At 68.9% G+C, this 22,548-nt stretch carries 20 protein-coding genes, 1 tRNA gene, 1 pseudogene and 1 riboswitch; of the genes and pseudogenes, 14 read left to right on the top strand and 8 right to left on the bottom strand.

Going from position 1 to position 22,548, the window contains the following annotated elements; translation table 11 throughout:
- The 8 genes from SPR02S_RS47155 to SPR02S_RS47120 form a co-directional block, all read left to right on the top strand.
- On the top strand, positions 1–645 hold a 645-nt coding region (locus tag SPR02S_RS47155; RefSeq protein WP_019064039.1), incomplete at its 5' end, for a cytochrome P450.
- A 225-nt stretch (positions 646–870) separates the two neighbouring features.
- Entirely contained in the window at positions 871–1,869 is a 999-nt protein-coding gene (locus SPR02S_RS47150; protein WP_019064038.1) for a LysM peptidoglycan-binding domain-containing protein, read from the top strand.
- A gap of 194 nt (positions 1,870–2,063) precedes the next feature.
- Positions 2,064–2,245: riboswitch (cyclic di-AMP (ydaO/yuaA leader) on the top strand.
- A gap of 9 nt (positions 2,246–2,254) precedes the next feature.
- Complete coding sequence (locus SPR02S_RS47145; RefSeq protein WP_019064037.1) at positions 2,255–2,950, top strand: LysM peptidoglycan-binding domain-containing protein; 696 nt, start codon at positions 2,255–2,257, stop codon at positions 2,948–2,950.
- 346 nt (positions 2,951–3,296) lie between these two features.
- Entirely contained in the window at positions 3,297–4,583 is a 1,287-nt protein-coding gene (gene eno, locus SPR02S_RS47140) for a phosphopyruvate hydratase (RefSeq protein ID WP_019064036.1), read from the top strand.
- Positions 4,584–4,730: 147 nt separating this feature from the next.
- Complete coding sequence (locus SPR02S_RS47135) at positions 4,731–5,207, top strand: FtsB family cell division protein (protein WP_019064035.1); 477 nt, start codon at positions 4,731–4,733, stop codon at positions 5,205–5,207.
- Positions 5,208–5,239: 32 nt separating this feature from the next.
- Positions 5,240–5,890 (top strand): DUF501 domain-containing protein, encoded by a 651-nt coding sequence (locus SPR02S_RS47130; protein ID WP_019064034.1) that lies wholly within the window; start codon positions 5,240–5,242, stop codon positions 5,888–5,890.
- Positions 5,887–6,855, top strand: a complete 969-nt coding sequence (locus SPR02S_RS47125) for a Ppx/GppA phosphatase family protein (protein WP_019064033.1) — start codon at positions 5,887–5,889, stop codon at positions 6,853–6,855. The genes SPR02S_RS47130 and SPR02S_RS47125 overlap by 4 nt, the downstream gene beginning before the upstream one ends.
- 6 nt (positions 6,856–6,861) lie before the next feature.
- Positions 6,862–7,083: a DUF1963 domain-containing protein gene (locus SPR02S_RS47120; protein WP_019064032.1), complete on the top strand. Its 222-nt coding sequence runs from the start codon at positions 6,862–6,864 to the stop codon at positions 7,081–7,083.
- Here SPR02S_RS47120 and SPR02S_RS47115 read toward each other — a convergent pair.
- Together SPR02S_RS47115 and SPR02S_RS47110 are read right to left on the bottom strand one after the other, a co-directional pair.
- Complete coding sequence (locus SPR02S_RS47115; RefSeq protein WP_019064031.1) at positions 7,080–8,102, bottom strand: zinc-binding dehydrogenase; 1,023 nt, start codon at positions 8,100–8,102, stop codon at positions 7,080–7,082. The two genes, SPR02S_RS47120 and SPR02S_RS47115, sit on opposite strands and share 4 nt — an antisense overlap.
- A gap of 95 nt (positions 8,103–8,197) precedes the next feature.
- On the bottom strand, positions 8,198–8,941 hold the full coding sequence (locus SPR02S_RS47110) for a methyltransferase domain-containing protein (protein ID WP_019064030.1): 744 nt from the start codon (positions 8,939–8,941) through the stop codon (positions 8,198–8,200).
- 487 nt (positions 8,942–9,428) lie between these two features.
- Between SPR02S_RS47110 and SPR02S_RS47105 the strand changes: the two genes are divergently transcribed.
- Both SPR02S_RS47105 and SPR02S_RS47100 read left to right on the top strand, forming a co-directional pair.
- Positions 9,429–10,814: an NAD(P)/FAD-dependent oxidoreductase gene (locus SPR02S_RS47105; RefSeq protein ID WP_019064029.1), complete on the top strand. Its 1,386-nt coding sequence runs from the start codon at positions 9,429–9,431 to the stop codon at positions 10,812–10,814.
- Positions 10,815–11,091: 277 nt separating this feature from the next.
- Positions 11,092–12,384: a class I SAM-dependent methyltransferase gene (locus tag SPR02S_RS47100; RefSeq protein ID WP_026151525.1), complete on the top strand. Its 1,293-nt coding sequence runs from the start codon at positions 11,092–11,094 to the stop codon at positions 12,382–12,384.
- A gap of 94 nt (positions 12,385–12,478) precedes the next feature.
- Here the strand turns inward: SPR02S_RS47100 and SPR02S_RS47095 are convergent, their stop codons facing one another.
- The 3 genes and pseudogenes from SPR02S_RS47095 to SPR02S_RS47090 form a co-directional block, all read right to left on the bottom strand.
- A complete protein-coding gene (locus SPR02S_RS47095; protein ID WP_019064027.1) occupies positions 12,479–15,007 on the bottom strand; it encodes an ABC transporter permease in 2,529 nt (842 codons plus the stop codon).
- 8 nt (positions 15,008–15,015) lie between these two features.
- Positions 15,016–15,273, bottom strand: a complete 258-nt coding sequence (locus SPR02S_RS63645; RefSeq protein ID WP_158697993.1) for a hypothetical protein — start codon at positions 15,271–15,273, stop codon at positions 15,016–15,018.
- A gap of 21 nt (positions 15,274–15,294) precedes the next feature.
- Positions 15,295–16,096 (bottom strand): annotated as a pseudogene (locus SPR02S_RS47090) (ATP-binding cassette domain-containing protein).
- 450 nt (positions 16,097–16,546) lie between these two features.
- On the opposite strand from SPR02S_RS47090, the gene SPR02S_RS47085 reads away from it, so the two are divergent.
- From SPR02S_RS47085 to SPR02S_RS47075, 3 genes are all read left to right on the top strand, one after another.
- Positions 16,547–16,633, top strand: a tRNA-Leu gene (locus SPR02S_RS47085).
- 229 nt (positions 16,634–16,862) lie between these two features.
- A complete protein-coding gene (locus SPR02S_RS57990) occupies positions 16,863–18,071 on the top strand; it encodes a 4-hydroxybenzoate 3-monooxygenase (protein WP_019064025.1) in 1,209 nt (402 codons plus the stop codon).
- Between the two features lie 171 nt (positions 18,072–18,242).
- A complete protein-coding gene (locus SPR02S_RS47075) occupies positions 18,243–19,130 on the top strand; it encodes a Bax inhibitor-1/YccA family protein (protein ID WP_019064024.1) in 888 nt (295 codons plus the stop codon).
- Positions 19,131–19,231: 101 nt separating this feature from the next.
- Here SPR02S_RS47075 and SPR02S_RS47070 read toward each other — a convergent pair whose 3' ends face one another.
- Positions 19,232–19,462 (bottom strand): DUF4287 domain-containing protein, encoded by a 231-nt coding sequence (locus SPR02S_RS47070; protein WP_026151524.1) that lies wholly within the window; start codon positions 19,460–19,462, stop codon positions 19,232–19,234.
- A 102-nt stretch (positions 19,463–19,564) separates the two neighbouring features.
- On the opposite strand from SPR02S_RS47070, the gene SPR02S_RS47065 reads away from it, so the two are divergent.
- The gene (locus SPR02S_RS47065; protein WP_174447605.1) at positions 19,565–19,876 is read left to right on the top strand and encodes a hypothetical protein; all 312 of its coding nucleotides are present in this window, start codon (positions 19,565–19,567) and stop codon (positions 19,874–19,876) included.
- 187 nt (positions 19,877–20,063) lie between these two features.
- Here SPR02S_RS47065 and SPR02S_RS47060 read toward each other — a convergent pair whose 3' ends face one another.
- Positions 20,064–20,843, bottom strand: coding sequence for a hypothetical protein (locus tag SPR02S_RS47060; protein WP_019064021.1), 780 nt, complete (start codon positions 20,841–20,843; stop codon positions 20,064–20,066).
- A gap of 283 nt (positions 20,844–21,126) precedes the next feature.
- On the bottom strand, positions 21,127–22,347 hold the full coding sequence (locus tag SPR02S_RS47055; RefSeq protein WP_019064020.1) for an acetyl-CoA C-acetyltransferase: 1,221 nt from the start codon (positions 22,345–22,347) through the stop codon (positions 21,127–21,129).
- Between the last annotated feature and the right edge of the window lie 201 nt (positions 22,348–22,548).

Genomic DNA, 22,548 nt, shown 5'->3' with positions numbered 1-22,548 from the left:
CCCTCCGGCACCCCCACCCCCACCCCCGGCGAAGACCTCCTCTCCGGCCTCATCCGCGCCTCCGACCACGGCGAGCACCTCACCGAGAACGAGGCCGCGGCGATGGCCTTCATCCTGCTGTTCGCCGGGTTCGAGACGACCGTCAATCTCATCGGCAACGGGACCTACGCCCTCCTCACCCACCCCGAGCAGCGTGCCCGCCTGGAGAAGTCCCTGGCCGCGGGGGAGAGCGACCTCCTCGAAACCGGCGTAGAGGAACTCCTGCGCTACGACGGCCCGGTGGAGCTCGCCACCTGGCGCTTCGCCACCCGCCCCCTCACCCTCGGCGGGCAGGACATCGCGGCCGGCGACCCCGTGCTGGTCGTACTGGCCGCCGCGGACCGCGATCCGGAACGGTTCGCCGATCCCGACGTCCTCGATCTCGGGCGGCGTGACAATCAACACCTCGGCTACGGCCACGGCATCCACTACTGTGTCGGCGCCCCGCTCGCCCGCCTGGAGGGCCAGACCGCGCTCGCCACGCTCCTCACCCGCCTCCCCGACCTGCAACTCGCCGGAGATCCAGCCGACTTGCGCTGGCGCGGCGGCCTCATCATGCGCGGACTGCGCACCCTGCCCGTGGAGTTCACCCCGGAGCGACGCTGAACAGGCGGTCAGACCCCGTAGGCGCACGGCCGCCGAGCAGGCAATCCGACCCCCTAAACCTGAAAGTGACAGTTCTTCAACTCTGTGATCTTCACGTGATCTCCGTGGCATTAACTTGTGACAAGTGATCGACTGTGGGTACGTTCACGTACCAGCGCGGCGACCCGCATCACCCCCACCCCCGTCCGCCGCGCGCTCCCCCGCTGTCACGCGAAAGGCCTCCGCATGCTCTCCGGGAACGGTCGTCACCGTCGCCCCCGTCAGGCTCCGGCAATCCTCGTCGCGGCCGGCGTGACCGGCTCGGCCATCGCCATCCCCCTCCTCGGTGCCGCCGCCGCGAACGCCGCCGACGGCACCACCTGGGACAAGGTGGCCAACTGCGAGAGCGGTGGCTCCTGGAGCGAGAACAGCGGCAACGGCCAGTACGGCGGGTTGCAGCTGTCCGAGGACGAGTGGGACAAGTACGGCGGCCTCGACTACGCCCCGACCGCCGACCTGGCCAGCCGCTCCCAGCAGATAGCCGTCGCCGAGAAGCTCCTCGACGACAAGGGCACCTCCCCTTGGCTGACCTGCGCGCTGGTCTCCGGCCTCACCACGACCTCGGGTTCGACGAACGTCGACACGGGCGTCGCGAGCGACTCGCCCTCGGGCACCCCGACGGACTCCTCCGACTCCGGCTCCGGCTCCGACTCCTCGGGCTCTTCCGACTCGGCTGGATCGTCCGCTTCTTCCGGGTTGTCCAACTCTGGCACCACGGACTCGAATTCGTCCGACTCCTCCGGCGGCGACTCGTCGAGCAGCCCCTCGCCCTCCGCGTCGGACAACTCTTCCAAGTCCGACAAGTCCACCACTCCTTCGGTGAGCGACGGCTCGGTCACCGCCTCCCCGAAACTCGATGAATCGGACAACTCGGCCCAGGCGGTGGCCAAGTGGAGCCTCGTCGACACCGGTGCGCTCGGAGAGTCCGACGATCAGCAGGGCGACCAGCAGACCACGCAGCAGAGCACCGGCAAGCACCGCGGGGCCAGTGCCGAGGAGAGCGTGTCGCCGCAGACGTACACCGTCCGCGCCGGCGACTCCCTCGCGTCCATCGCCGACTCCCTTGGCTACGACGGCGGATGGCGTGCGCTCTACGCCGAGAACAAAAAGGTGATAGGCGCCGATCCGACCCAGATCGCCGCCGGTCAGACCTTGGATGTCGGTACGGAAGCGGACGAAAAGTAGCAAGAGAGCAGCGGGAGTTCGCGTCACGCTTCGCTCGGGAATGTCCGGTTTGATCAAAGTGTGGGATGAGTCTCAGAAGGCCTGATCGTCTTTGAAATTCCGTGGATTCCGTGTCTACGGTCAAGGCCGCTCGTCACCACGAGCCCCGGTTGCCGCACACGCCGAGTCCTGCCAGCGGCCTCCGGGAACAGTCGTCGCGTCAAGCGCCGTAGGCAGGAGCGGGGGACCCAAGGTAAGCGCCGGGCCCGGGAGTTGAGAGACGACCGGAACCGGCTTGGGGTTAAGTCGTGCCGCGTACGAGACGTACGAGCACGGCCGGGCAACTCACACGGCCCGAACCCGACAGCTCACCTCGTAGGCGTCGGTGAGGGGATTGGGATTTTCCATGCTGTTTTCCAGCAAGGGCAAGCACCGCCGTCCGTCCAAGGCCACCCGCGTCGCCACGCTCGCCGGCGTCACCGGTGTCGCGATAGCCGCCCCGCTCATGGCGACCGGCAGCGCCTCCGCCGCCACCGCGTCCGAGTGGGACACGGTCGCCAGCTGCGAGTCCGGCGGCAACTGGTCCATCAACACCGGTAACGGCTACTACGGCGGTCTGCAGTTCTCCGCCTCGACGTGGGCCGCGTACGGCGGCACCGCCTACGCCTCCACCGCGAACCAGGCCTCCAAGTCCCAGCAGATCGCCGTCGCCGAGAAGGTTCTCGCAGCCCAGGGCAAGGGCGCCTGGCCCACCTGTGGCACCGGCCTCTCCAGCGCCTCCTACTCCGGCGGCAGCTCCAGCTCGTCGAGCGGCTCGAGCAGCTCCAGCTCCTCCAAGAGCACCACCGAGCGCTCCACGAGCGACACCACCGCCTCCCGCTCCGCCGAGCGCCCGGCCGCCAAGAAGACCGTCTCCACCCCGACCGGCAAGAAGGTCAAGAAGGGCGACGGCGAGTACAAGGTCGTCAAGGGCGACACCCTCAGCTCCATCGCCGAGAAGCACAAGGTGAAGGGCGGCTGGCAGCAGCTGTTCAAGCTGAACAAGGACATCATCGACGACGCCGACTTCATCTTCCCGGGCCAGCAGCTCCACCTGAAGTGACGTCGCGAAACCGATCCCGGGTGACATATCGGGCTCGTAGCTGAACCACAGTGCCCTCACATCCGTGGTGTCCATCATGGAGACCTCGTGAGGGTCACCCCCGTCCCCCACGGGCTCCCCGCTCCGGTGCGTGTTCCCCCGTACGCACCGGAGCGGGGCTTTTTTGTGCCCCGCTTCTGCAAGCCGCGCGCATTTTTACCGAACTCTTTGTTCCGTTCGGAAACAATTTACTCTCGGTTCTGTCCATCAGGCGGCCGACCGGATGGCCAATCGCCCCGAGCCGGTTAGGCTCGTCTCGCAGAGCCGCTGCGGTGTTGCCGCAGTCGCGTCAGATCCCAAGAAGGAGATGCTCGTGCCGTCCATCGACGTCGTCGTAGCCCGGGAAATCCTGGACTCCCGAGGCAACCCCACGGTCGAGGTCGAGGTCGGCCTCGACGACGGCAGCTCGGGTCGTGCCGCCGTTCCGTCCGGCGCCTCCACGGGTGCCTTCGAGGCCATCGAGCTGCGCGACGGTGACCCCAACCGCTACGGCGGGAAGGGCGTGGAGAAGGCCGTCCTCGCCGTCATGGACCAGATCGGCCCGGAGCTGGTCGGCTACGACGCCACCGAGCAGCGCCTGATCGACCAGGCGATGTTCGACCTGGACGCCACCGACAACAAGGGTGCGCTCGGCGCCAACGCCATCCTCGGCGTCTCCCTGGCCGTCGCCCACGCCGCCGCCGAGGCCAGCGACCTCCCGCTCTTCCGCTACCTGGGCGGTCCGAACGCGCACCTGCTGCCCGTTCCGATGATGAACATCCTGAACGGCGGCTCGCACGCCGACTCGAACGTGGACATCCAGGAGTTCATGATCGCCCCGATCGGCGCGGAGTCCTTCTCCGAGGCGCTGCGCTGGGGCGCCGAGGTCTACCACACCCTCAAGAAGGTGCTGAAGACCAAGGGCCTGTCCACCGGCCTCGGCGACGAGGGCGGCTTCGCCCCGAACCTGGAGTCCAACCGCGCCGCGCTCGACCTCATCATCGAGGCCATCAAGCAGGCCGGTTACATCCCCGGCGAGCAGATCGGGCTCGCGCTCGACGTCGCCGCGTCCGAGTTCTACAAGGACGGCAAGTACGAGTTCGAGGGCAAGTCCCGCTCGGCCGCCGAGATGACCGAGTACTACGAGGAGCTCGTCTCCGCGTACCCGCTCGTCTCCATCGAGGACCCGCTGTACGAGGACGACTGGGCCGGCTGGAAGGTCATCACCGACCGCATCGGCGACAAGGTCCAGATCGTCGGCGACGACCTCTTCGTCACCAACCCGGAGCGCCTCGCCCGCGGCATCGAGGAGGGCACGGCCAACGCCCTGCTCGTCAAGGTGAACCAGATCGGCTCGCTGACCGAGACCCTGGACGCCGTCGAGATGGCCCAGCGCAACGGCTTCAAGTGCATGATGTCCCACCGCTCCGGCGAGACCGAGGACACCACCATCGCCGACCTCGCGGTCGCGGTGAACTGCGGCCAGATCAAGACCGGCGCCCCGGCCCGCTCGGACCGCGTCGCCAAGTACAACCAGCTGCTCCGCATCGAGGAGATCCTCGATGACGCGGCGGAGTACGCGGGCCGTTCCGCTTTCCCGCGTTTCAAGGGCTGAGCCTTCCCCCTCGTCCGCTCTGCGGACCATGGGCACAGCAAGGGCTGAGCCGTACAGGGCTAAGCGCTAGCCAGTCGTACGTACGTCCCCGCACCCGGTCCCGTACCGTGTGCGGGGACGTACGTACGTGTGAAGGGGAGGCGGGACATGGCCGTGAAGGACCGGGACCGGTTCTCCACCGCGACCAGGCTCAAGCTGCTCGGCGAGCAGACGGCGGCCCGTGTCTACCGCTCCCAGACCAAGCGGCAGGCTCGCCGCTCCCGGCTCACCGGCCGGGCGGCCCTCCTCGCCCTGGTGCTGTGCTCGCTGATCGTGGCGCTGGCGTACCCGATAAGGCAGTACGTCTCCCAGCGCGCCGAGATCTCCGATCTCCAGCGGCAGCAGGAACAGGCGCGGCAGCGCGTCGAGCAGCTCCGCGACCTCAAGGCACGCTGGCAGGACGACTCGTACGCGGAGCAGCAGATCCGGCAGCGACTGCACTATGTGATGCCGGGGGAGACCGGCTACATCGTGATCGACCCGGACGCGGCGAAGCAGTCGCGCGCGGAACTGGGGGCGGCCGACCGCCCGTGGTACTCGAACGTCTGGGACGGCGTGGACAAGTCCGACGCCTCCGACCAGTGACACCGAACTGACAGAGAGATCTTCGTACCGGCATGGAAAAGCCCCCGCCGTCCACTCCGCGCACCGAGCCCACCGACGCGGACGTCGAGGCCTTCAAGCAGCAGCTCGGGCGTCCGCCGCGCGGGCTGCGCGCGATCGCACACCGTTGCCCGTGCGGACAGCCGGACGTGGTGGAGACGGCCCCCCGCCTCCCCGACGGCACCCCCTTCCCGACGACGTACTACCTCACGTGCCCGCGCGCGGCTTCGGCGATCGGCACCCTTGAGGCGAACGGCGTGATGAAGGAGATGACGGAGCGGCTGCAGACGGACCCGGAACTGGCCGCCGCGTACCGCGCCGCGCACGAGGACTACATCGCGCGCCGCGACGCCATCGAGGTCCTGGAGGGCTTCCCGAGCGCGGGCGGCATGCCGGACCGCGTGAAGTGCCTGCACGTCCTGGTGGGCCACTCCCTGGCCGCGGGCCCGGGCGTCAACCCGCTCGGCGACGAGGCGCTCGCGATGCTGCCGGAGTGGTGGGCCAAGGGCCCGTGCGTGACGGTGCCCGGGGTGCCGCCGACCGGCGAGGGCTGGCAGACGGAGACGACCGAGGACGGCAAGGGCTTCTTCGCGTTCAAGCCCGTCGAGAAGTCCACCGAGACGCCCGTCGAGAAGCCCGTCGAGGCGAAGGCGGACGACCAGTGACCCGCGTCGCCGCCGTCGACTGCGGTACGAACTCGATCCGCCTCCTCGTGGCCGACGTGAACCCGGCGACGGGTCAACTCGTGGACCTGGACCGGCGGATGACGATCGTCCGGCTCGGCCAGGGCGTGGACAAGACCGGCCGCCTCGCCCCCGAGGCCCTGGAGCGCACCTTCGCGGCCTGCCGCGACTACGCGGCGATCATCAAGGAACTCGGCGCCGAACGCCTCCGTTTCGTCGCCACGTCGGCCTCCCGCGACGCCTCGAACCGCGACGACTTCGTCCGCGGAGTCCTGGACATCCTCGGCGTCGAACCAGAGGTGATCACGGGTGACGAGGAGGCGGAACTCTCCTTCACCGGCGCGACAGCGGAACTGACCGGCCGCGACGACCTGGCCCTCGCCAAGCCTTACCTGGTCGTGGACATCGGCGGCGGCTCCACGGAGTTCGTGGTCGGCGACGACGCCGTCCGCGCCGCCCGCTCCGTGAACATCGGCTGCGTCCGCATGACCGAGCGCCACCTGGTCCGCGACGGCAAGGTCACCGACCCGCCCACCCCGGACCAGATCACGGCGATGCGCGCGGACATCGAGGCGGCCCTCGACCTCGCCGAACAGACGGTCCCGCTCCGCGAGGCCCGCACCCTGGTGGGCCTGGCCGGCTCGGTCACCACGGTCTCGGCGATCGCCCAGAACCTCCCCGAGTACGACACGGACGCCATCCACCACTCCCGCGTCTCCTACGACCGCGTCCGCGAGATCACGGAGTCCCTCCTGGCCTCCACCCACGCCGAACGCGCCGCCATCCCCTCCATGCACCCGGGCCGCGTCGACGTCATCGGCGCGGGCGCCCTCGTACTCCTCTCGATCATGGAGCGGGTCGGGGCGACGGAGGTCGTGGTGAGCGAACACGACATCCTGGACGGGATCGCGTTCAAGGCGGCGGAGGGGGCCGAGGGCGCCAACTAGGGCCCGGTGGAGTACGAGATCGCGGACGTGGAACTCGGCCCCGGCCGTCCCTGGGGCGACCCGTCTCTCGACCGGGAGGCCGAACGCTGGTTCCTCCTCGCTCAGTTCGACAGCGACGACGACGCGAAGATGATGTGGGGCGACGCGGGCGCCCTGTGCTGGCTGATCCGCCCCGAGGACCTCACCGCCATGCGCTTCGACCGGGCTCGACTCGTCCCGCAGTGTTAGAGGGCGTCCCGATGCCGGACCCGCACCACCAACTTCCCCGTGGCCCGGTCATGCTCCATGTCCTCGTGAGCCCGCGGTACTTGCTCCAGCCCGTCGTACACCCGGTCGACAGGGAAGGCGAGTTGACCGGCGGTGACCGCGTCGAGGATCTCCTGGAACACCGCCGGAGACAGGTCGGACGCGTCGCCGAAGTAGCCCGCGAGGCGAACTCCCCTCGGCAGGTACTCGTTCGGGGAGAAGTCGCGCACCGTCCACTGGTTGGAGAGGCTGCCGCCGAAGCAGGCCGTGCCGTGGACGCGTACCGCGCGCAGGGTGTCGGGGAGGGTCGGGGTGCCGACGAGGTCGAGGGCGGCGTCGACGCCGGACGGGTACAACTCGCGTACGGCGGGGGCGACTTCGCCGGTGTCTAGGAGAGGGTGGTCGACGCCCCGCTCCTTCAGCAGGGGCAGGCGGTCGGGGCGGCGGGTCGTGGACAGCACCGTCGCTCCGCGCCAGGTCGCCAACGCCGCTGCCGCCAGGCCCACCGAGGACGTGCCGCCACGGATCAGCACGGTCTGGCCGGGTTGCAGGTCCAGGCCGACGGTGAGTGAGCCGTACGCGGTCTGCACCATCTCCGGGAGGGCGCCCAGCATCTCCCAGGGCAGGTCGGTGTCGACGGGGATGACCTGGGCGAGCGGCACCGACGTGTACTCGGCGTACCCGCCGTCGTAGGTCCGCCCCATGTCGCCCATCATCGCTACGACCTTCTGGCCGGGGGTCAGTCCACTGCCCGTCGGCGCCGCGTCGACCGTGCCGGTGGCCTCGATGCCCGGCACCCGGGGGAAGCTGACGCCCTCGCTCACCCCCAGCCGCAGCTTCAGCTCCGAGCGGTTGAGGCCGAACGCCTCGACGCGGACACGCACCCAGCCGTCCCGCTCGGGCGGCAGCGGGAGGGTGGTCAAACGCAGGTTCTCCACGGGGCCTGGAGCGGAGAGCTGGACGGCGCGCATGGTGGTCGGCGTGGTCGGTGAGGACGCCATGGGGCGCCAACGTGCGGCCGCAGCGGCTTCATTCCCGACTCGCCCTGGATCCAATGCCGTTGGCGCACATGTGGGTCAGTTGATGTACGCGCGGGTCAGAAGTCCGCCACCAGAAGCCGGTAGCCGACGTCGACGGTGTCGCGAGCGAGCAGGTCGGCGTACCGGGCGTGCCAGCGGCCCGACGTGAGGTCGTCGGCGAGCGCCGCCAGGCCAGGCGCGAGGGCGTCCTCACCGGTCTGGGCGAGCATGGAGATGCCGGCGCGCACCTGTGGGTCGAGGTAGGCGTCGGGGCGGCGCCAGTACGCCGCGCCGAATCCGTCCGTGCAGTCGTGCGGGACCGGGACGGTCTCCACCCGCGCCCCGCCCAGCAGCGCGGCCAGCCGTTCGGTCGCCACGGCGCGGGTGTCGTCGTGGGCGGCGGCCTGGGGGAGGTAGTCGCGCACGAGCCAGAACCGCTCGCGGTAGACCTGCTGGTCCCAGGTCAGGACGAGGACACGGCGGCGGGCGACCCGGCGGAGCTCCGCGATGCCGGCCGCGAGGTCGCTCCAGTGGTGGACGGTCAGCAGGGCCATGACCGCGTCCGCGGCGTCGTCGCGCAGCGGGAGGCGTTCGGCGACCGCGCACACGGCGGGCGCGGCCCCGTGCGGACGCTGGGCGAGCATGATCCGGCTGGGTTCTACGGCCAGGATCGTCCGCGCCGGTTCGTAGGAGCCCGTGCCTGCGCCCACGTTGATCACGTCCGTGGCGTCCCCGAGGGCCGCGTGGATCCGCGCGGCGATGCGGGTGTCCGGGCGCCGGGTTCTGGCATAGGTCGTGCCGAGCGTGTCGTAGACGGCCATGCTTCTGAGTATGGGGAGAACCCGTCATGGCGGACCCCCGGCACCCTGAATTGTTACCGCCCGGTACTAAACTCCTGAGCAGCCCATATAACGTATGAGCGGTTGCAGGGGCGCTCGCGGACCCCCTTCAGAACGCGTCCGTAAGAAAGTTCGTGAAGTTCTTCACAAGGAATTCTGTCCCGTTGGACGACCGGAGTGGTCCGGTTGGCCCTTCCGGGGTCTCGGCAGGGCTGGGAGCGTGTTCGGCGGGGTGGTGCGGGAGTGATTCGGGGGAGTTTCGGGAGGGTGTCGCGGAGGTGTGGTCCAGGGGGTTCGGCGAGGCAGAATGGCAGCTCACGCGGCCTTGACAACGGGGCGAACCGACCCGCGGTTCCCCGCCCGCGGAGCGACCTGGATCATGCGAGTCGCGGAGGATAACACAGCCCCCGTGCAAGCTTGTGAAGGGGCGCACGAGCGACCCCCCTGGGGCAGGTGGATACTCGATGCCATGAGCACCACGGAGCGTCCCAGGATCCTCGTAGTAGGCGGTGGGTACGTAGGCCTGTACGCAGCTCGGCGCATTCTCAAGAAGATGCGCTACGGCGAGGCGACCGTCACGGTCGTCGACCCCCGGTCGTACATGACCTACCAGCCCTTCCTCCCCGAAGCCGCCGCCGGCAGCATCTCCCCTCGGCACGTCGTCGTCCCGTTGCGACGCGTGCTGCCGAAGGCGGAGGTCCTCACCGGCCGGGTCACCACCATCGACCAGGACCGCAAGGTCGCCACGATCGCCCCCCTCGTGGGTGAGGCGTACGAGCTGCCTTTCGACTACCTCGTCATCGCGATGGGCGCGGTCTCCCGCACCTTCCCGATCCCCGGCCTCGCCGAGCAGGGCATCGGCATGAAGGGCATCGAGGAGTCCATCGGTCTGCGCAACCACGTCCTTGAGCAGCTCGACAAGGCCGACTCCACCACCGACGAGGAGATCCGCCGCAAGGCGCTCACCTTCGTCTTCGTCGGCGGCGGTTTCGCCGGTGCGGAGACCATCGGCGAGGTCGAGGACATGGCCCGGGACGCGGCCAAGTACTACAACAACGTCTCCCGTGAGGACATGCGCTTCGTCCTCGTCGACGCCGCCGACAAGATCCTCCCGGAGGTCGGCCCCAAGCTCGGCCTCTACGGCAAGGAGCACCTGGAGAGCCGCGGGATCGAGATCTACCTCTCGACCTCGATGGACTCCTGCGTCGACGGCCACGTCGTGCTGAAGAACGGCCTCGAGGTCGACTCCAACACGATCGTGTGGACGGCCGGCGTCAAGCCGAACCCCGTTCTCTCCCGCTTCGGCCTCCCGCTCGGCCCGCGCGGTCACGTCGACGCCCAGCCGACCCTCCAGGTCACCGGCACCGACTACGTCTGGGCCGCCGGCGACAACGCCCAGGTCCCCGACATCGCCAGCCGCAAGGCCGGCGTCGAGAACGCCTGGTGCCCGCCGAACGCCCAGCACGCGCTGCGCCAGGCGAAGGTCCTCGGCGACAACGTGATCTCCGGTATGCGGGGCTTCCCGCAGAAGGAGTACTCGCACGCCAACAAGGGTGCGGTCGCCGGTCTCGGCCTGCACAAGGGCGTCGCGATGATCGTCATGGGCAAGGTGAAGATCAAGGTCAAGGGCCGTCTCGCCTGGTACATGCACCGCGGCTACCACGGTCTGGCCATGCCGACCTGGAACCGCAAGATCCGCGTCTTCGCCGACTGGACCCTCGCGATGTTCCTCAAGCGCGAGGTCGTCTCGCTCGGCGCCATGGAGAACCCCCGCGAGGAGTTCTACGAGGCCGCCAAGCCGGCACCGGCTCCGGCCGCCGCCGCGAAGACCGAGGAGAAGGCCAAGGCCTCCTGACCACCTCCGGTCACCGCTGACCCGTAGTACCCGTAGTACCCGTAGTACCCGTAGTGCCTGCTAGGACCCGTAGTACCCCGTAGTACCTGTTACGCCCGAAGGGGCCGTCCGCCATCCGTGGTGCGGGCGGCCCCTTCGGCGTGCTGCACGTGTCACCTTCATGGCCGCTACACGCATTTTGCCTACTCGTAACGCTCAAGCAGGACTGCGTGCGGGCCTGGCTGGTGTTTACGTAGTGATGGACAATTCCGGGATCCGCGTCACGGAGGTGTGCGCCATGGCTGATGCCGCGCTGCGGCTCAAATCCCTCTTCGAACAGCTACTGGGGACCCCTGTCCCGGTGCGCATCCGCGCCTGGGACGGTTCCGAGGCAGGGCCGCCCGATGCGCCGACCTTGGTCGTACGCAACCGCCGTGCCCTGCGCCGACTCCTGTGGAAGCCCGGCGAACTGGGCATGGCACGCGCCTGGGTCGCCGGGGACCTGGACATCGAGGGCGACCTGTACGCCGGGCTCGACCGGATGTCCGCCCTCGTGTGGGAGCGCGGCGACGACGCCCGCACCCTCACCCAGGCCCTGCGCGACCCCGAGGTACGGTCCGCCGTACGCGGACTGGTGAAGCTCGGCGGGCTCCCGCTGCCGCCCGCACCGCCCCCGGAGGAGGTCCGCCGCAGCCGCGCCCACCTCCACACCAAACGCACCGACAAACGCGCCATCAGCCACCACTACGACGTCGGCAACAGCTTCTACGAGATCGTCCTCGGCCCCTCGATGGTCTACTCGTGCGCCTACTGGGACTCCCCGGACGGCACGTTGGAGGACGCACAGCGCGACAAGCTCGAACTCATCTGCCAAAAGTTGGAGTTGACGCCGGGGCAGCGCCTGCTCGACGTCGGCTGCGGCTGGGGTTCGATGGCGATCCACGCGGCCCGCGAGTACGGCGTGAGCGTCGTCGGCGTGACCCTCTCGCAGGAGCAGGCGGCCTACGCCCGTAAGCGCGTCGCCGAGGAGGGGCTCACCGACAAGGTCGAGATCCGCGTGCAGGACTACCGTGACGTCACCGACGGGCCCTACGACGCCATCTCCTCCGTCGGCATGGCCGAACACGTGGGCAGCGAGCGGTACTTGGAGTACGCCAGGGACCTCTTCGCACTGCTCAGACCGGGCGGGCGGCTGCTGAACCACCAGATCGCCCGCCGCCCCTGGCAGGACGAATCGGCGTACGACATCGACGAGTTCATCGACGCGTACGTCTTCCCCGACGGTGAACTCGCCCCCATCGGCACCACCGTGACCCAGCTGGAGAGTGCCGGGTTCGAGGTGCGGGACGTCGAGGCGATCCGCGAGCACTACGCGCTCACCCTGCGCCGCTGGGTCGCCAACCTGGAGGCCGAATGGCGGCGCGCGGTCGGGATCGTCGGCGCCGGGCGGGCCCGTGTGTGGCGTCTCTACATGGCGGCCTCCGCGCTCGGCTTCGAGCGCAACCGCATAGGGGTCAACCAGGTGTTGGCGGTCCGGACCCCCGACTCCGGTGATTCCGGGGTGCCGTTGCGGACCCGCACCTGGAACTGACCGCACCTCCCGGGCGACCGGGCAACAGGAAGGGCCCCGTTCCGCTCCGGAACGGGGCCCTTGCCCTCTTTTCTTCGGGTCAACTCCGCTGCCGCTACTCGGACTTGATGGCCGACAGCATGTTCAGCTTGGCCGCGCGCCGGGCCGGCCACAGCGCCGCCAGGACGCCGACCGTGCCCGCGAGGAGCAGGAAGAGCGCCATCCGGGCCCAGGGGATGACCAGTTCGTAGGTCGCCATCTTCGAGCCGATCAACTCACCGGCCGCCCAGCCGAAGAACACGCCCAGTCCGATGCCGAGCACCCCGCCGAAGAGCGAGATCACCAGGGACTCCAGGCGGACCATCCGCTTGATGCCCTTGCGGTCGAGGCCGATCGCGCGCAGCATCCCGATCTCCTGGGAGCGCTCGAAGACCGACATGGCAAGGGTGTTGATGACCCCGAGCACCGCGACGATCACCGCCATGGCGAGCAGGCCGTAGACCATGTTGAGGATCAGGGTGAAGACCTGCGCGATGCTGTCGGAGAGGTCCTTCTTGTCCTGGACCTTGACCGCCGGGTTGGAGCCGAGGGCCTTCTCCAGCTTGTCCTTCGTCGCACTCGACGCCCCGTCAGCGGTCTTGACCAGGATCTGCATGTCGGCCGGGTCGGTCTGGTGCGGGGCGAGCGTCGCGTTGTCGAGCATGATGCCGCGGATCAGCGCGTTGCCCTCGTAGACCGCGGAGACGGTGAGCTGCTGCGCCTTGCCGTCCTCGTAGTGCGTGGTGAAGGTCGAACCGGCCTTCCAGCCATAGGACTTGGCGGTGTCGTCGTCCACGACGACCTGCGTGCCCGCGACCTTGAAGGTGCCGCTGTCGACCTTGAGGTCGGTGAGCTTGCCGATCGCGGAGCCGTTGACGCCCGTCAGGAACTCGGTCTTGCCGTCGATGCGCGAAGGGGCGTTGCGCAGCGGGCTGCTGGCGGTGATGCCGGAGGTGGTGGTGAGGGTCTTGTCGACGTCCGGGGAGAGCTGGTTGCCGTTCGCCATCGAGACGATGTAGTCGGCGCTGATCGCGGACGAGGCCATCTTGTCGATCGCCTGCTGGAGGCTGCCCGCCATCACCGTCATGCCGGTGATGAGGGTCAGGCCGATCATCAGCGCGGAGGCGGTGGCGGCCGTACGGCGCGGGTTGCGCACCGAGTTCTGGCGGGCCAGCTTGCCGGAGATCCCGAAGATCCGCAGGACCGGGGCGGAGGCCGCGATCAGCGGGCGGGACAGCAGCGGGGTCAGGATGAACACACCGATGATCAGGAGTACGGCACCCACACCCATGGGTGCCTGACCGTCCGAACCGCTCATCGAGGTGGCCGCGATGACGACGGCGATGCCCGCGCCGGAGAACAGCGCGCCCAGCGTGTTGCGCAGCACCAGGGACTTGGTGGTGGCGGTCGCGTGCAGGCTGCTCATCGCGGCGACCGGCGGGATCTTCGCGGCCCGGCGACCGGGCAGCCAGGCGGCGAGCATGGTGATGAGGATGCCGACCGCGAGGGCGCTCAGCACCGTGCCCGAGGTGATGATCAGCGGGCCGTCCGGGACGGTCGCGCCGATCGTGCCCATCAGGGCGCGCAGCCCGGCGCCGATGCCGATACCGGCGAGCAGACCGGCCACCGCGGCGACCGCGCCGACCACGAACGCCTCAAGCAGCACCGACCGCGTGACCTGCCGGCGCGAGGCGCCGACCGCGCGCAACAGGGCCAGTTCCTTGGTGCGTTGGGCGACCAGCATGGTGAAGGTGTTGGCGATGATGAACGTACCGACGAAGAGCGCGATGCCCGCGAAGACCAGCAGCCCCGACTTCAGCCCGCTCATCGACGAGGCGATCATCTCGGCCTGGTCGTCGGCGAGCTTCTTGGCGGTGGTGGTCTCGGTGAGGCCCTTCGGCAGGGCGCTGTCCAGCTGCGTCTTCAGCGCGGCCTGACTGGTCCCGGCCGCGGCCTTCACATCGATCTCGTCGTACGTCCCCGCTTTGCCGAACAGCTTCTGCGCGGTTGCGGTGTCGAAGAGGGCGAGGCTGCCGCCGGCGGCGACATTGCCGTCGTCGGTGGTGAAGATGCCGGTGATCTTCGAGGTCAGTACCGGGCCGTCGACCGAGATGCGCACAGTGTCGCCGACCTTGTACCCGGCACGCTTGGCGGTCTCGGAGTCGATGGCCACTTCGCCCGAACCGTGCGGTGCCGTACCGGACCTGAGGGGATAGCGGGCGTCCTTGCCACCCCAATAATTCCCGCCCTCGGACTGGAAGCCGCCGCCGATGAGCTTGCCCTTCTTGTCGGCGATGGCGGTGAAGCCGTTGACGACCCCGGTCGCGGACGCGGCCCCCGGCACCTTGGCGCTGGTGTCGAGCATGGCCTGGGTCAGCTCGGGTGTCTTGCCGACCGTGTCGCCCTTGTCGTCCTGGTACTTGGCCTTCACGGCGACGTCGACCTGGTCGAAGCCCTTGGCCGAGCTGTTCTGGAAGGCGTTCGAGATGGTGTTGGTGAAGACCAGGGTCCCCGACACGAACGCGACGCCGAGCATCACGGCGAGCACGGTCATGAGGAGCCGGGCCTTGTGCGCGAGTACGTTGCGCAAGGCGGTACGGAACATGGGTTGTCTCAGTCCAGGTCTACGAGGGGCTGGCCGGGGCGGTGAAGTCGGCGCCGGGGCAGCGGAGTTGATGGCCTCGGCGGTGAGGTCGGCGGCCGGGGCTCTGAAATCGCGGCCAGGGCGGTGGAGTTGGGTGCTGGGGTTGCGAAGTCAGTTGCCCGGGCGGTGAGGCTGGGCGCCCCGGCGGTGAAGCCGGGTGCCGGGGCGGCGAAGGCGGCTGTCCGGGTGCTGAAGTCGATGGCCTGGGCGGCGAATTGATGGGCCATCAGGTGACACACCGGAACTGGTCAGCTGGTGCGGCCCTTCGCGTCGAACTCAGGGGGTCTGGGGGGTTCCCCCAGAAAGACGCAGCATGCGGTCGAGCACCGAGTCCGCCGTCGGCTCGTAGACCTCGTCGACGATGCGGCCGTCCGCGAGGAACACCACCCGGTCCGCGTACGCCGCCGCCACCGGGTCGTGGGTGACCATGACCACCGTCTGCCCCAACTCCCGTACGGAGTTGCGGAGAAAGCCCAGCACCTCGGCGCCGGAGCGCGAGTCGAGGTTTCCGGTCGGCTCGTCGCCGAAGATGATGTCGGGGCGGGAGGCCAACGCCCTTGCCACGGCGACGCGTTGCTGCTGGCCGCCGGAGAGCTGGGAGGGCCGGTGCTTGAGCCGGTCGGCGAGGCCGATCATCGTGATCACCGAGTCCAGCCACTGCTTGTCCGGCTTGCGGCCCGCTATGTCCATCGGGAGCGTGATGTTCTCCAGGGCCGTCAGCGTCGGCAGCAGGTTGAACGCCTGGAAGATGAAACCGATCTTGTCCCGGCGCAACTTGGTGAGCTGCTTGTCCTTCAGGGAGCCCAGCTCGGTGTCACCGATGCGCACGGAACCGGACGAGAAGGTGTCCAGGCCGGCCACACAGTGCATCAGCGTGGACTTGCCCGAGCCCGAGGGGCCCATGATCGCGGTGAACTCGGCCTGCCGGAAGGCGATCGAGACCTGGTCGAGGGCGACCACCTGGGTCTCGCCCTGTCCGTAGATCTTGGAAAGATCCGTGGCGCGCGCGGCCACGGAGGTGGTCCGTTCGGCGATGGGGGTGGTGGTCACGGAGGGCGCTCCTGTCGGGACGACGGTATTGCTGGATACGCCACCCATCCTCTCGGCCCCACCGCGCCGTGTAGTCAGCCGCTGTTCCGGTTCCGGGGGCAGCCTTCAGTCGGACTGCGCTCAGCGGTGTCATACCTGGGGATGAGGACCACCCCCGAGACGGCAGCCAAGACACCCTCCAAGACGCCCGCCGAGAGAGCCCCTGGACCCGGCTCTGTGAACGATCCCGTCAAGAACCGGTGGAGCACCCTCGTTCGGGCGGTGAAATTCCGTCATTCCGCATACGAGCCCCCAGATCGCACGCAAGGCTGTTGGCAAGTGCTGATGGCTCATTCAGTGGTCTGATGAACCCTCAGACATCAATAAAATAAGACAACATCGGTCCGCCTGCCCGCTGTTGGGGACGCGCGTCCCGATAGGCTCGTGACCTCGATGCGGAGCCCACGGCCTGCCCGGATGGTGGAATGCAGACACGGCGAGCTTAAACCTCGCTGCCCCTTCGCGGGCGTGCCGGTTCAAGTCCGGCTCCGGGCACCATCGCGGTTACTGAGTGTGACTAGCGGGAACGGTGAGTTTCCGCGGCATCCCCCTCGGCAGCCCTCGCCGCCCCCTTCTCGACCGTTGACAGGTGACCCGTGCGGTCGGAGACTTGAGGCGCATCGATGAGGTGAAGAGAATTTCACCAGGCGAACATCGATCGAGCGGGAACGACCGATCAAACGGGAACGACCGCCACCGAACGGCACACCCTCGAAGGGAACCCCCGATGCGTACCACCGTCGGCATCATCGGAGCCGGCCCTGCCGGGCTCCTCCTCGCCCGGTTGCTGCACAACGCCGGGATCGACTCGGTCGTGCTGGAGAGCCGGGACCGGGAGTACGTCGAGCACCGGCAGCGGGCCGGGATCCTGGAGCAGGGGACCGTCGACGTGCTGCGGGCGGCCGGCGCCGGTGAGCGGCTGGACCGGGAAGGGCTGCGGCACGACGGGATCGAGCTGCGGTTCGACCGGAAGCGGCACCGCGTCGACTTCCCGGCCCTCACCGGCGGCCGTAGCGTCACGGTCTACGCGCAGACCGAGGTGTGCAAGGACCTGATCGCCCTTCAACTCGCGGACGGCGGACCGCTGTTGTTCGAGGCGGAGGCCTTGGAGGTGGAGGGCGCGGACACCGACCACCCCCGCGTCCGCTTCCGGCACGCGGGCCGCGAGGACGTCCTCGACTGCGACTACGTCGTCGGGTGCGACGGGTTCTGGGGCGTCGCCCGCAACGCCATCCCCGCCGAACTCACCCGCGTCTTCGAACGGTCGTACCCCTACGCCTGGCTCGGCATCCTCGCCGACGTCGCGCCCTCCCACGACGAGCTCGTCTACGCCCGCCATGAGCGCGGCTTCGCCCTCCTCTCCATGCGCTCCCCGTCCGTCTCCCGTCTCTACCTCCAGGTGGAGGAGGGCGCGGACGCCGAGAAGTGGAGCGACGACGACATCTGGGGGGAACTGGAGCGACGGTTCGAGACCGAGGACGGGTGGCGGCTGGAGCGCGGTCCCATCACCCAGAAGTCCGTCACCCCCATGCGGTCGTACGTCCATGAGCCCATGCGGTACGGGCGGCTCTTCCTCGCCGGGGACGCCGCGCACATCGTCCCGCCGACCGGGGCCAAGGGGCTCAACCTCGCCGTCGGCGACGTCGTCACCTTCGCGAGGGCGCTGACGTACAAGAAGGAGACAGGGAGCGAGGAGCGGCTCGACGCGTACTCCGCCACCTGTCTGCGGCGGGTGTGGCAGGCCGAGCGGTTCTCCTACGACATGACGAGCCTCCTGCACCGCGCGCCCGACGCGACGCCCTTCGAGGGGCGGCTCCAGCTGGCCCGGCTGGAGCGGATCGCGACCTCGCGGGCGGCCGAGACGGATCTTGCCGAGGCGTACACCGGGTTCCCTTTCGATGAACAGGGAGATGTGCGGGGAGACGAGCGCGGATAAGGGGGCTCTAAGGGGGGCGTCACGGGTTGGTACCAGTGTTCGCACGGCGTGCGATCGACCGCGTACCTTGGCAGGACGAGGGGAAGATCCTCCCCAAGAGGTAGGGTCAATCCTTTGCCTACCTATTACTCTTGAGCCCAAGGCCGCGCGAGGCGGCCATGGAGGAGTGAAATGAGGAGCAGAAACCCGGTCTTCTCGCGACGGGGGTTCAGCCGCGACAACGGCTACGCGGGCTTCAACACCGCGCCGCAGGCCGGGGGCCCCGCCGTGGGGACGCAGGGCAACCCCTACGCGGGCGGTAACCCGTACGCGCAGAACCCGTACGCCCAGCAGGACCTTCAGCAGGGTGCACCGCCCCAGGCCCCGGCCACCACCGGCCGGATGACCATGGACGACGTCGTCCTGCGCACCGGCACCACCCTCGGCACGCTGATCGTGACGGCCGCAATCGCCTGGGCGCTGCTCCCAGTCGACGACGCCAACATCAACCGTTCGTACGGCATCGCCATCGGCTCCGCGCTGATCGCGATGGTGCTGGCGTTCGTCCAGTCCTTCAAGCGCAAGCCCGTCCCGGCGCTGATCCTGTCGTACGCCGCACTGGAAGGCGTCTTCCTCGGCGTCATCTCCAGCGTCGTCGACAACCGCATCGCGAGCGGCGCGGCCATGCAGGCCGTGATCGGCACGATGGCGGTCTTCGCCGGTGTGCTCATCGCGTACCGCGCGGGCTGGATCCGCGTGAACCGCCGTTTCTACGGCTTCGTGATGGCGGCCGCGCTCGGCTTCGTGCTGCTGATGGCGGTGAACCTGCTGTTCGCGGTGTTCGGCGGCGGTGACGGCCTCGGCTTCCGCAGCGGCCCGCTCGGCATCTTCTTCGGTGTCGTCGGCATCATCCTCGGCGCGTGCTTCCTCGCCCTGGACTTCAAGCAGGTCGAGGACGGGATCGCCTACGGCGCCCCGAAGGAAGAGGCGTGGCTCGCGGCTTTCGGGCTCACGCTGACGCTGGTGTGGATCTACATGGAGTTCCTGCGACTCATCTCGATCCTCAACAGCAACAACTAGCGGCGGTACGGCGGTAGTTCCGCCCGCTTGCGCGAAAGGGCCCCGGGTTCGTTCCCGGGGCCCTTCGTCATGTCCGTGATGGGTCGGTCTGTGGTGCGCGCCTAGAGCAGTTTGCGCGCGGCCCTCCTCAGGTCGTACTCGTGAATGATCGCCTTGGCGTGGCCGTACGCGAGGTCGTGCTCGGCGCGGAGCCAGCTGACCTTCTCCTCGAAGCGGAAGAGGGCGGGGCCTTCGTCGACGGTGCGCAGCCAGTCGGACACTTCACGACCGGTGCAGTGGGGGATGCGGGCGAGCATGTTGCGGTGGGTCTCCTGGGAGAACACTTGGGACATCGGCGCCTCCGGACGCATGGGGTGTAAGCCGGTCCTTCAGGTCACCGTGCCTGAGCGTTCGCCCGTTGGCAACAGTCCCGGTACGGCGCGTAGTCTCGCGGCGTGGTGGATACGACGCGGTTGACTCAAGCGGTGGATCACTTTGCGGACCGGCTCAGGGCTGCGCCGCAGAGTCGTCTGCAACGGGGCGCTGCCGCTGAGGCTTTGGGGCTGGCCAGGGAGTTTGCCCTGTGGGCGCAGCGGGTTGAGGATCCCTTGGGGGTGCCTCGGGAGATGCCGGATGCGGGGATGTTCGCTGCGGCGGATCAAATCACCGTGGCTGTGCATGACTTGGCGGTTGTGCTGGTGAACGACGCCGAGGTCGAGCAGGCGGTGGGGTTGGTTGCGGAGGCGCAGAAGAGGGCGGGGGTCTGAGGTGCGTTGGCGGCTGCGGGTGCGTTGTGGCTGGTCGCGCCCGCGCGGCGGAGCCGCAAATCGACACAGCCCCGCGCCCCTAAAGACTAGAAACGCAGGCCCGCCGTGTTCTTTTAGGGGCGCGGGGAACTGCGCGACCAGCCCCCACTCGGCCGCACTCGAAGACGAACCGAAGCGCCCCGAAAAATCAGAGGGACGCTATGACCCTGTCCGCCAGGATGTACACGTTCTCCTCGCCACACGCGAAGGTCAGCGTGTAGGCGCCCGAGATTCCGGAGCCGCCCAGGAGGAACGGGGTTTCGCCCGCGCGGAGGGCCGCTGCGAGGCGTTCGGCGGTTTCGCGGTGGCCCGGGGTCATGCAGAGGGTGGTGCCGTCGACGAAGACGTAGACGTCGAGGGTGCCCAGGGGGCCGGGGCGGACGTCGGCCAGTTCTACGGCGGCCTCGGCCAGCTCCTCCAGCGTCGCCACCGTGCGTTCGTGGTCGTTCGCCACGGGTGACTGGGCCGGGACGAAGTCCGGGTGGGACGGGTGGCGGCGGCGGGCCGCGGCCAGTTCGGGGGACTCGCCGGCGAACTCGTCGGCGTCGGCGGAGAGCTCGGTGACCGGCTCCAGCGGTTCGAGGCCCACGAAGTCGCTCTGGCGGGGCAGGAACAGCTCGCTGTCGGGCAGACCCAGCAGGGTCGGCACCTCGGTGTCGCGGGACTCCTGGGCGGCCCAGAAGGCCCGCGCCTCGGCGAGTTCCCGCTCCCGCTCCTCGGCCAGCGCCTCGGCCACCGCGGCGCGTATCTCATCCGCGTCGGTGTGGGTGCGGGCGGCGGGCACGAGCGGCCGTACGGCGGCGGCCCGGCCCTCGGCGAGTTCGGTGTGCAGGGCTGCTACCTGGCGACGGAGCACCAAGAGGGTGCGCAGGACGGCGACGCCCACGGCGCCTGTGGCGGCCGTGGTGAGCAGCAAAGCGATCGGCATGGCGCTCACTGACGTACTCCCGGTTCAAAGTCGACCCCCGACTTCCTACATCAGCTTGAAGGGCGGACTAACCAGCTGTCAGTGCGTAACGTCACGAAACGGGCAGGACTTTGGGCCCGATGTTTGGTGGTGAAACGGTCCTGACCTGGGAAAATCCCTCTTCGAAGGGAGATAGGTCACATCCTGGGGGAGATTGGATCACAAATCGGCCCAGAACCCAGGTGGTTACTGGGTTCCGGGCCAAAAGGTGACGCAAAGTTCCCGCGCGATTACGGGGAGTTGGTCAACTGAGGCGTTCGATGACCATCGCCATGCCCTGGCCGCCGCCGACGCACATCGTCTCCAGACCGAACTGCTTGTCGTGGAACTGGAGGGAGTTGATCAGCGTGCCGGTGATGCGGGCGCCGGTCATGCCGAAGGGGTGGCCGACCGCGATCGCGCCGCCGTTCACGTTCAGCTTCTCCAGGGGGATGTTCAGGTCGCGGTAGGACGGGATCACCTGGGCGGCGAACGCCTCGTTGATCTCGAACAGGTCGATGTCGTCGACGGTGAGACCGGCGCGGCCCAGCGCCTGCTTCGACGCCTCGACCGGGCCGAGGCCCATGATCTCGGGGGAGAGGCCGGAGACGCCGGTCGACACGATCCGGGCCAGCGGGGTCAGGCCCAGCTCGCGGGCCTTCGTGTCGCTCATGATGACGACCGCGGCGGCGCCGTCGTTCAGCGGGCAGCAGTTGCCGGCCGTGACCAGGCCGTCGGGGCGGAACACCGGCTTCAGGCCGGAGACGCCCTCCAGGGTGACGCCGGCGCGCGGGCCGTCGTCCTTCGAGACGACCGTGCCGTCGGGCAGCGTGACCGGGGTGATCTCGCGCTCCCAGAAGCCGTTCTTGATGGCTTCCTCAGCGAGGTTCTGCGAGCGGACGCCGAACTCGTCCATGTCCTGGCGGGTGACGCCCTTGATCCGGGCGAGGTTCTCCGCGGTCTGGCCCATCGCGATGTACGGGTCGGGGAGCAGGCCGTCCTCGCGCGGGTCGTGCCAGGTGGAGCCCTCGGACGTGGCGGTGGCGACGGTGCGCGCCTGTGCCTCGTCGAACAGGGGGTTCGTGGTGCCCGGGAGGCCGTCCGAGCTGCCCTTGGCGTAACGGGAGACCATCTCGACGCCGGCCGAGATGAAGACGTCGCCCTCGCCGGCCTTGATGGCGTGCAGGGCCATGCGGCTGGTCTGCAACGACGAGGAACAGTAACGGGTGATCGTGCAGCCCGGCAGGTGGTCCATGCCCATCTGTACGGCGACGATCCGGCCGAGGTTGTAACCCTGCTCGCCGCCGGGGAGGCCGCAGCCGAGCATCAGGTCCTCGATGAGCTTCGGGTCCAGCTCGGGGATCTTGGCGAGGGCGGCCTGGATGATCGTGGCGGTGAGGTCGTCGGGGCGCAGGTCCTTGAGGGAGCCCTTGACGGCGCGGCCGATGGGGGAGCGGGCGGTCGAGACGATGACGGCTTCGGGCATCACGGCTCCAGGCAAGAAGGGGCGGCGCGTAGCGCCTCGTTGAGGGGCGGTGGTCGGGTGGCGGGTGGGAGTTCGTACGGTGTGATGTGCGGGGCTCCTTGGGAAGTTACCCGTACGTATGGCGAAGGTCACGGGGATCGCTGTGTGACCCTGGCCGCAGTTTCTAAGCGCTTGCTTGGGCCTCCGGCGGATGAGCGGATG

The sequence above is a fragment of the Streptomyces prunicolor NBRC 13075 genome (assembly GCF_000367365.1).
Taxonomy (GTDB): domain Bacteria; phylum Actinomycetota; class Actinomycetes; order Streptomycetales; family Streptomycetaceae; genus Streptomyces; species Streptomyces prunicolor.
The sequence above is the reverse complement of the archived record's forward strand: the minus strand, read 5'-3'. Positions and strand labels throughout refer to the sequence as shown.

Excerpts from the sequence above, each read along its gene's own strand:
- SPR02S_RS47150 (WP_019064038.1), top strand. The coding sequence starts at position 871 with ATGCTCTCCGGGAACGGTCGTCACCGTCGCCCCCGTCAGGCTCCGGCA.
- SPR02S_RS47145 (WP_019064037.1), top strand. The coding sequence starts at position 2,255 with ATGCTGTTTTCCAGCAAGGGCAAGCACCGCCGTCCGTCCAAGGCCACC.
- eno (WP_019064036.1), top strand. The coding sequence starts at position 3,297 with ATGCTCGTGCCGTCCATCGACGTCGTCGTAGCCCGGGAAATCCTGGAC.
- SPR02S_RS47135 (WP_019064035.1), top strand. The coding sequence starts at position 4,731 with ATGGCCGTGAAGGACCGGGACCGGTTCTCCACCGCGACCAGGCTCAAG.
- SPR02S_RS47130 (WP_019064034.1), top strand. The coding sequence starts at position 5,240 with ATGGAAAAGCCCCCGCCGTCCACTCCGCGCACCGAGCCCACCGACGCG.
- SPR02S_RS47115 (WP_019064031.1), bottom strand. The coding sequence starts at position 8,102 with ATGGCGTCCTCACCGACCACGCCGACCACCATGCGCGCCGTCCAGCTC.
- SPR02S_RS47110 (WP_019064030.1), bottom strand. The coding sequence starts at position 8,941 with ATGGCCGTCTACGACACGCTCGGCACGACCTATGCCAGAACCCGGCGC.
- SPR02S_RS47105 (WP_019064029.1), top strand. The coding sequence starts at position 9,429 with ATGAGCACCACGGAGCGTCCCAGGATCCTCGTAGTAGGCGGTGGGTAC.
- SPR02S_RS47100 (WP_026151525.1), top strand. The coding sequence starts at position 11,092 with ATGGCTGATGCCGCGCTGCGGCTCAAATCCCTCTTCGAACAGCTACTG.
- SPR02S_RS47095 (WP_019064027.1), bottom strand. The coding sequence starts at position 15,007 with ATGTTCCGTACCGCCTTGCGCAACGTACTCGCGCACAAGGCCCGGCTC.
- SPR02S_RS63645 (WP_158697993.1), bottom strand. The coding sequence starts at position 15,273 with ATGGCCCATCAATTCGCCGCCCAGGCCATCGACTTCAGCACCCGGACA.
- SPR02S_RS57990 (WP_019064025.1), top strand. The coding sequence starts at position 16,863 with ATGCGTACCACCGTCGGCATCATCGGAGCCGGCCCTGCCGGGCTCCTC.
- SPR02S_RS47075 (WP_019064024.1), top strand. The coding sequence starts at position 18,243 with ATGAGGAGCAGAAACCCGGTCTTCTCGCGACGGGGGTTCAGCCGCGAC.
- SPR02S_RS47070 (WP_026151524.1), bottom strand. The coding sequence starts at position 19,462 with ATGTCCCAAGTGTTCTCCCAGGAGACCCACCGCAACATGCTCGCCCGC.
- SPR02S_RS47060 (WP_019064021.1), bottom strand. The coding sequence starts at position 20,843 with ATGCCGATCGCTTTGCTGCTCACCACGGCCGCCACAGGCGCCGTGGGC.
- SPR02S_RS47055 (WP_019064020.1), bottom strand. The coding sequence starts at position 22,347 with ATGCCCGAAGCCGTCATCGTCTCGACCGCCCGCTCCCCCATCGGCCGC.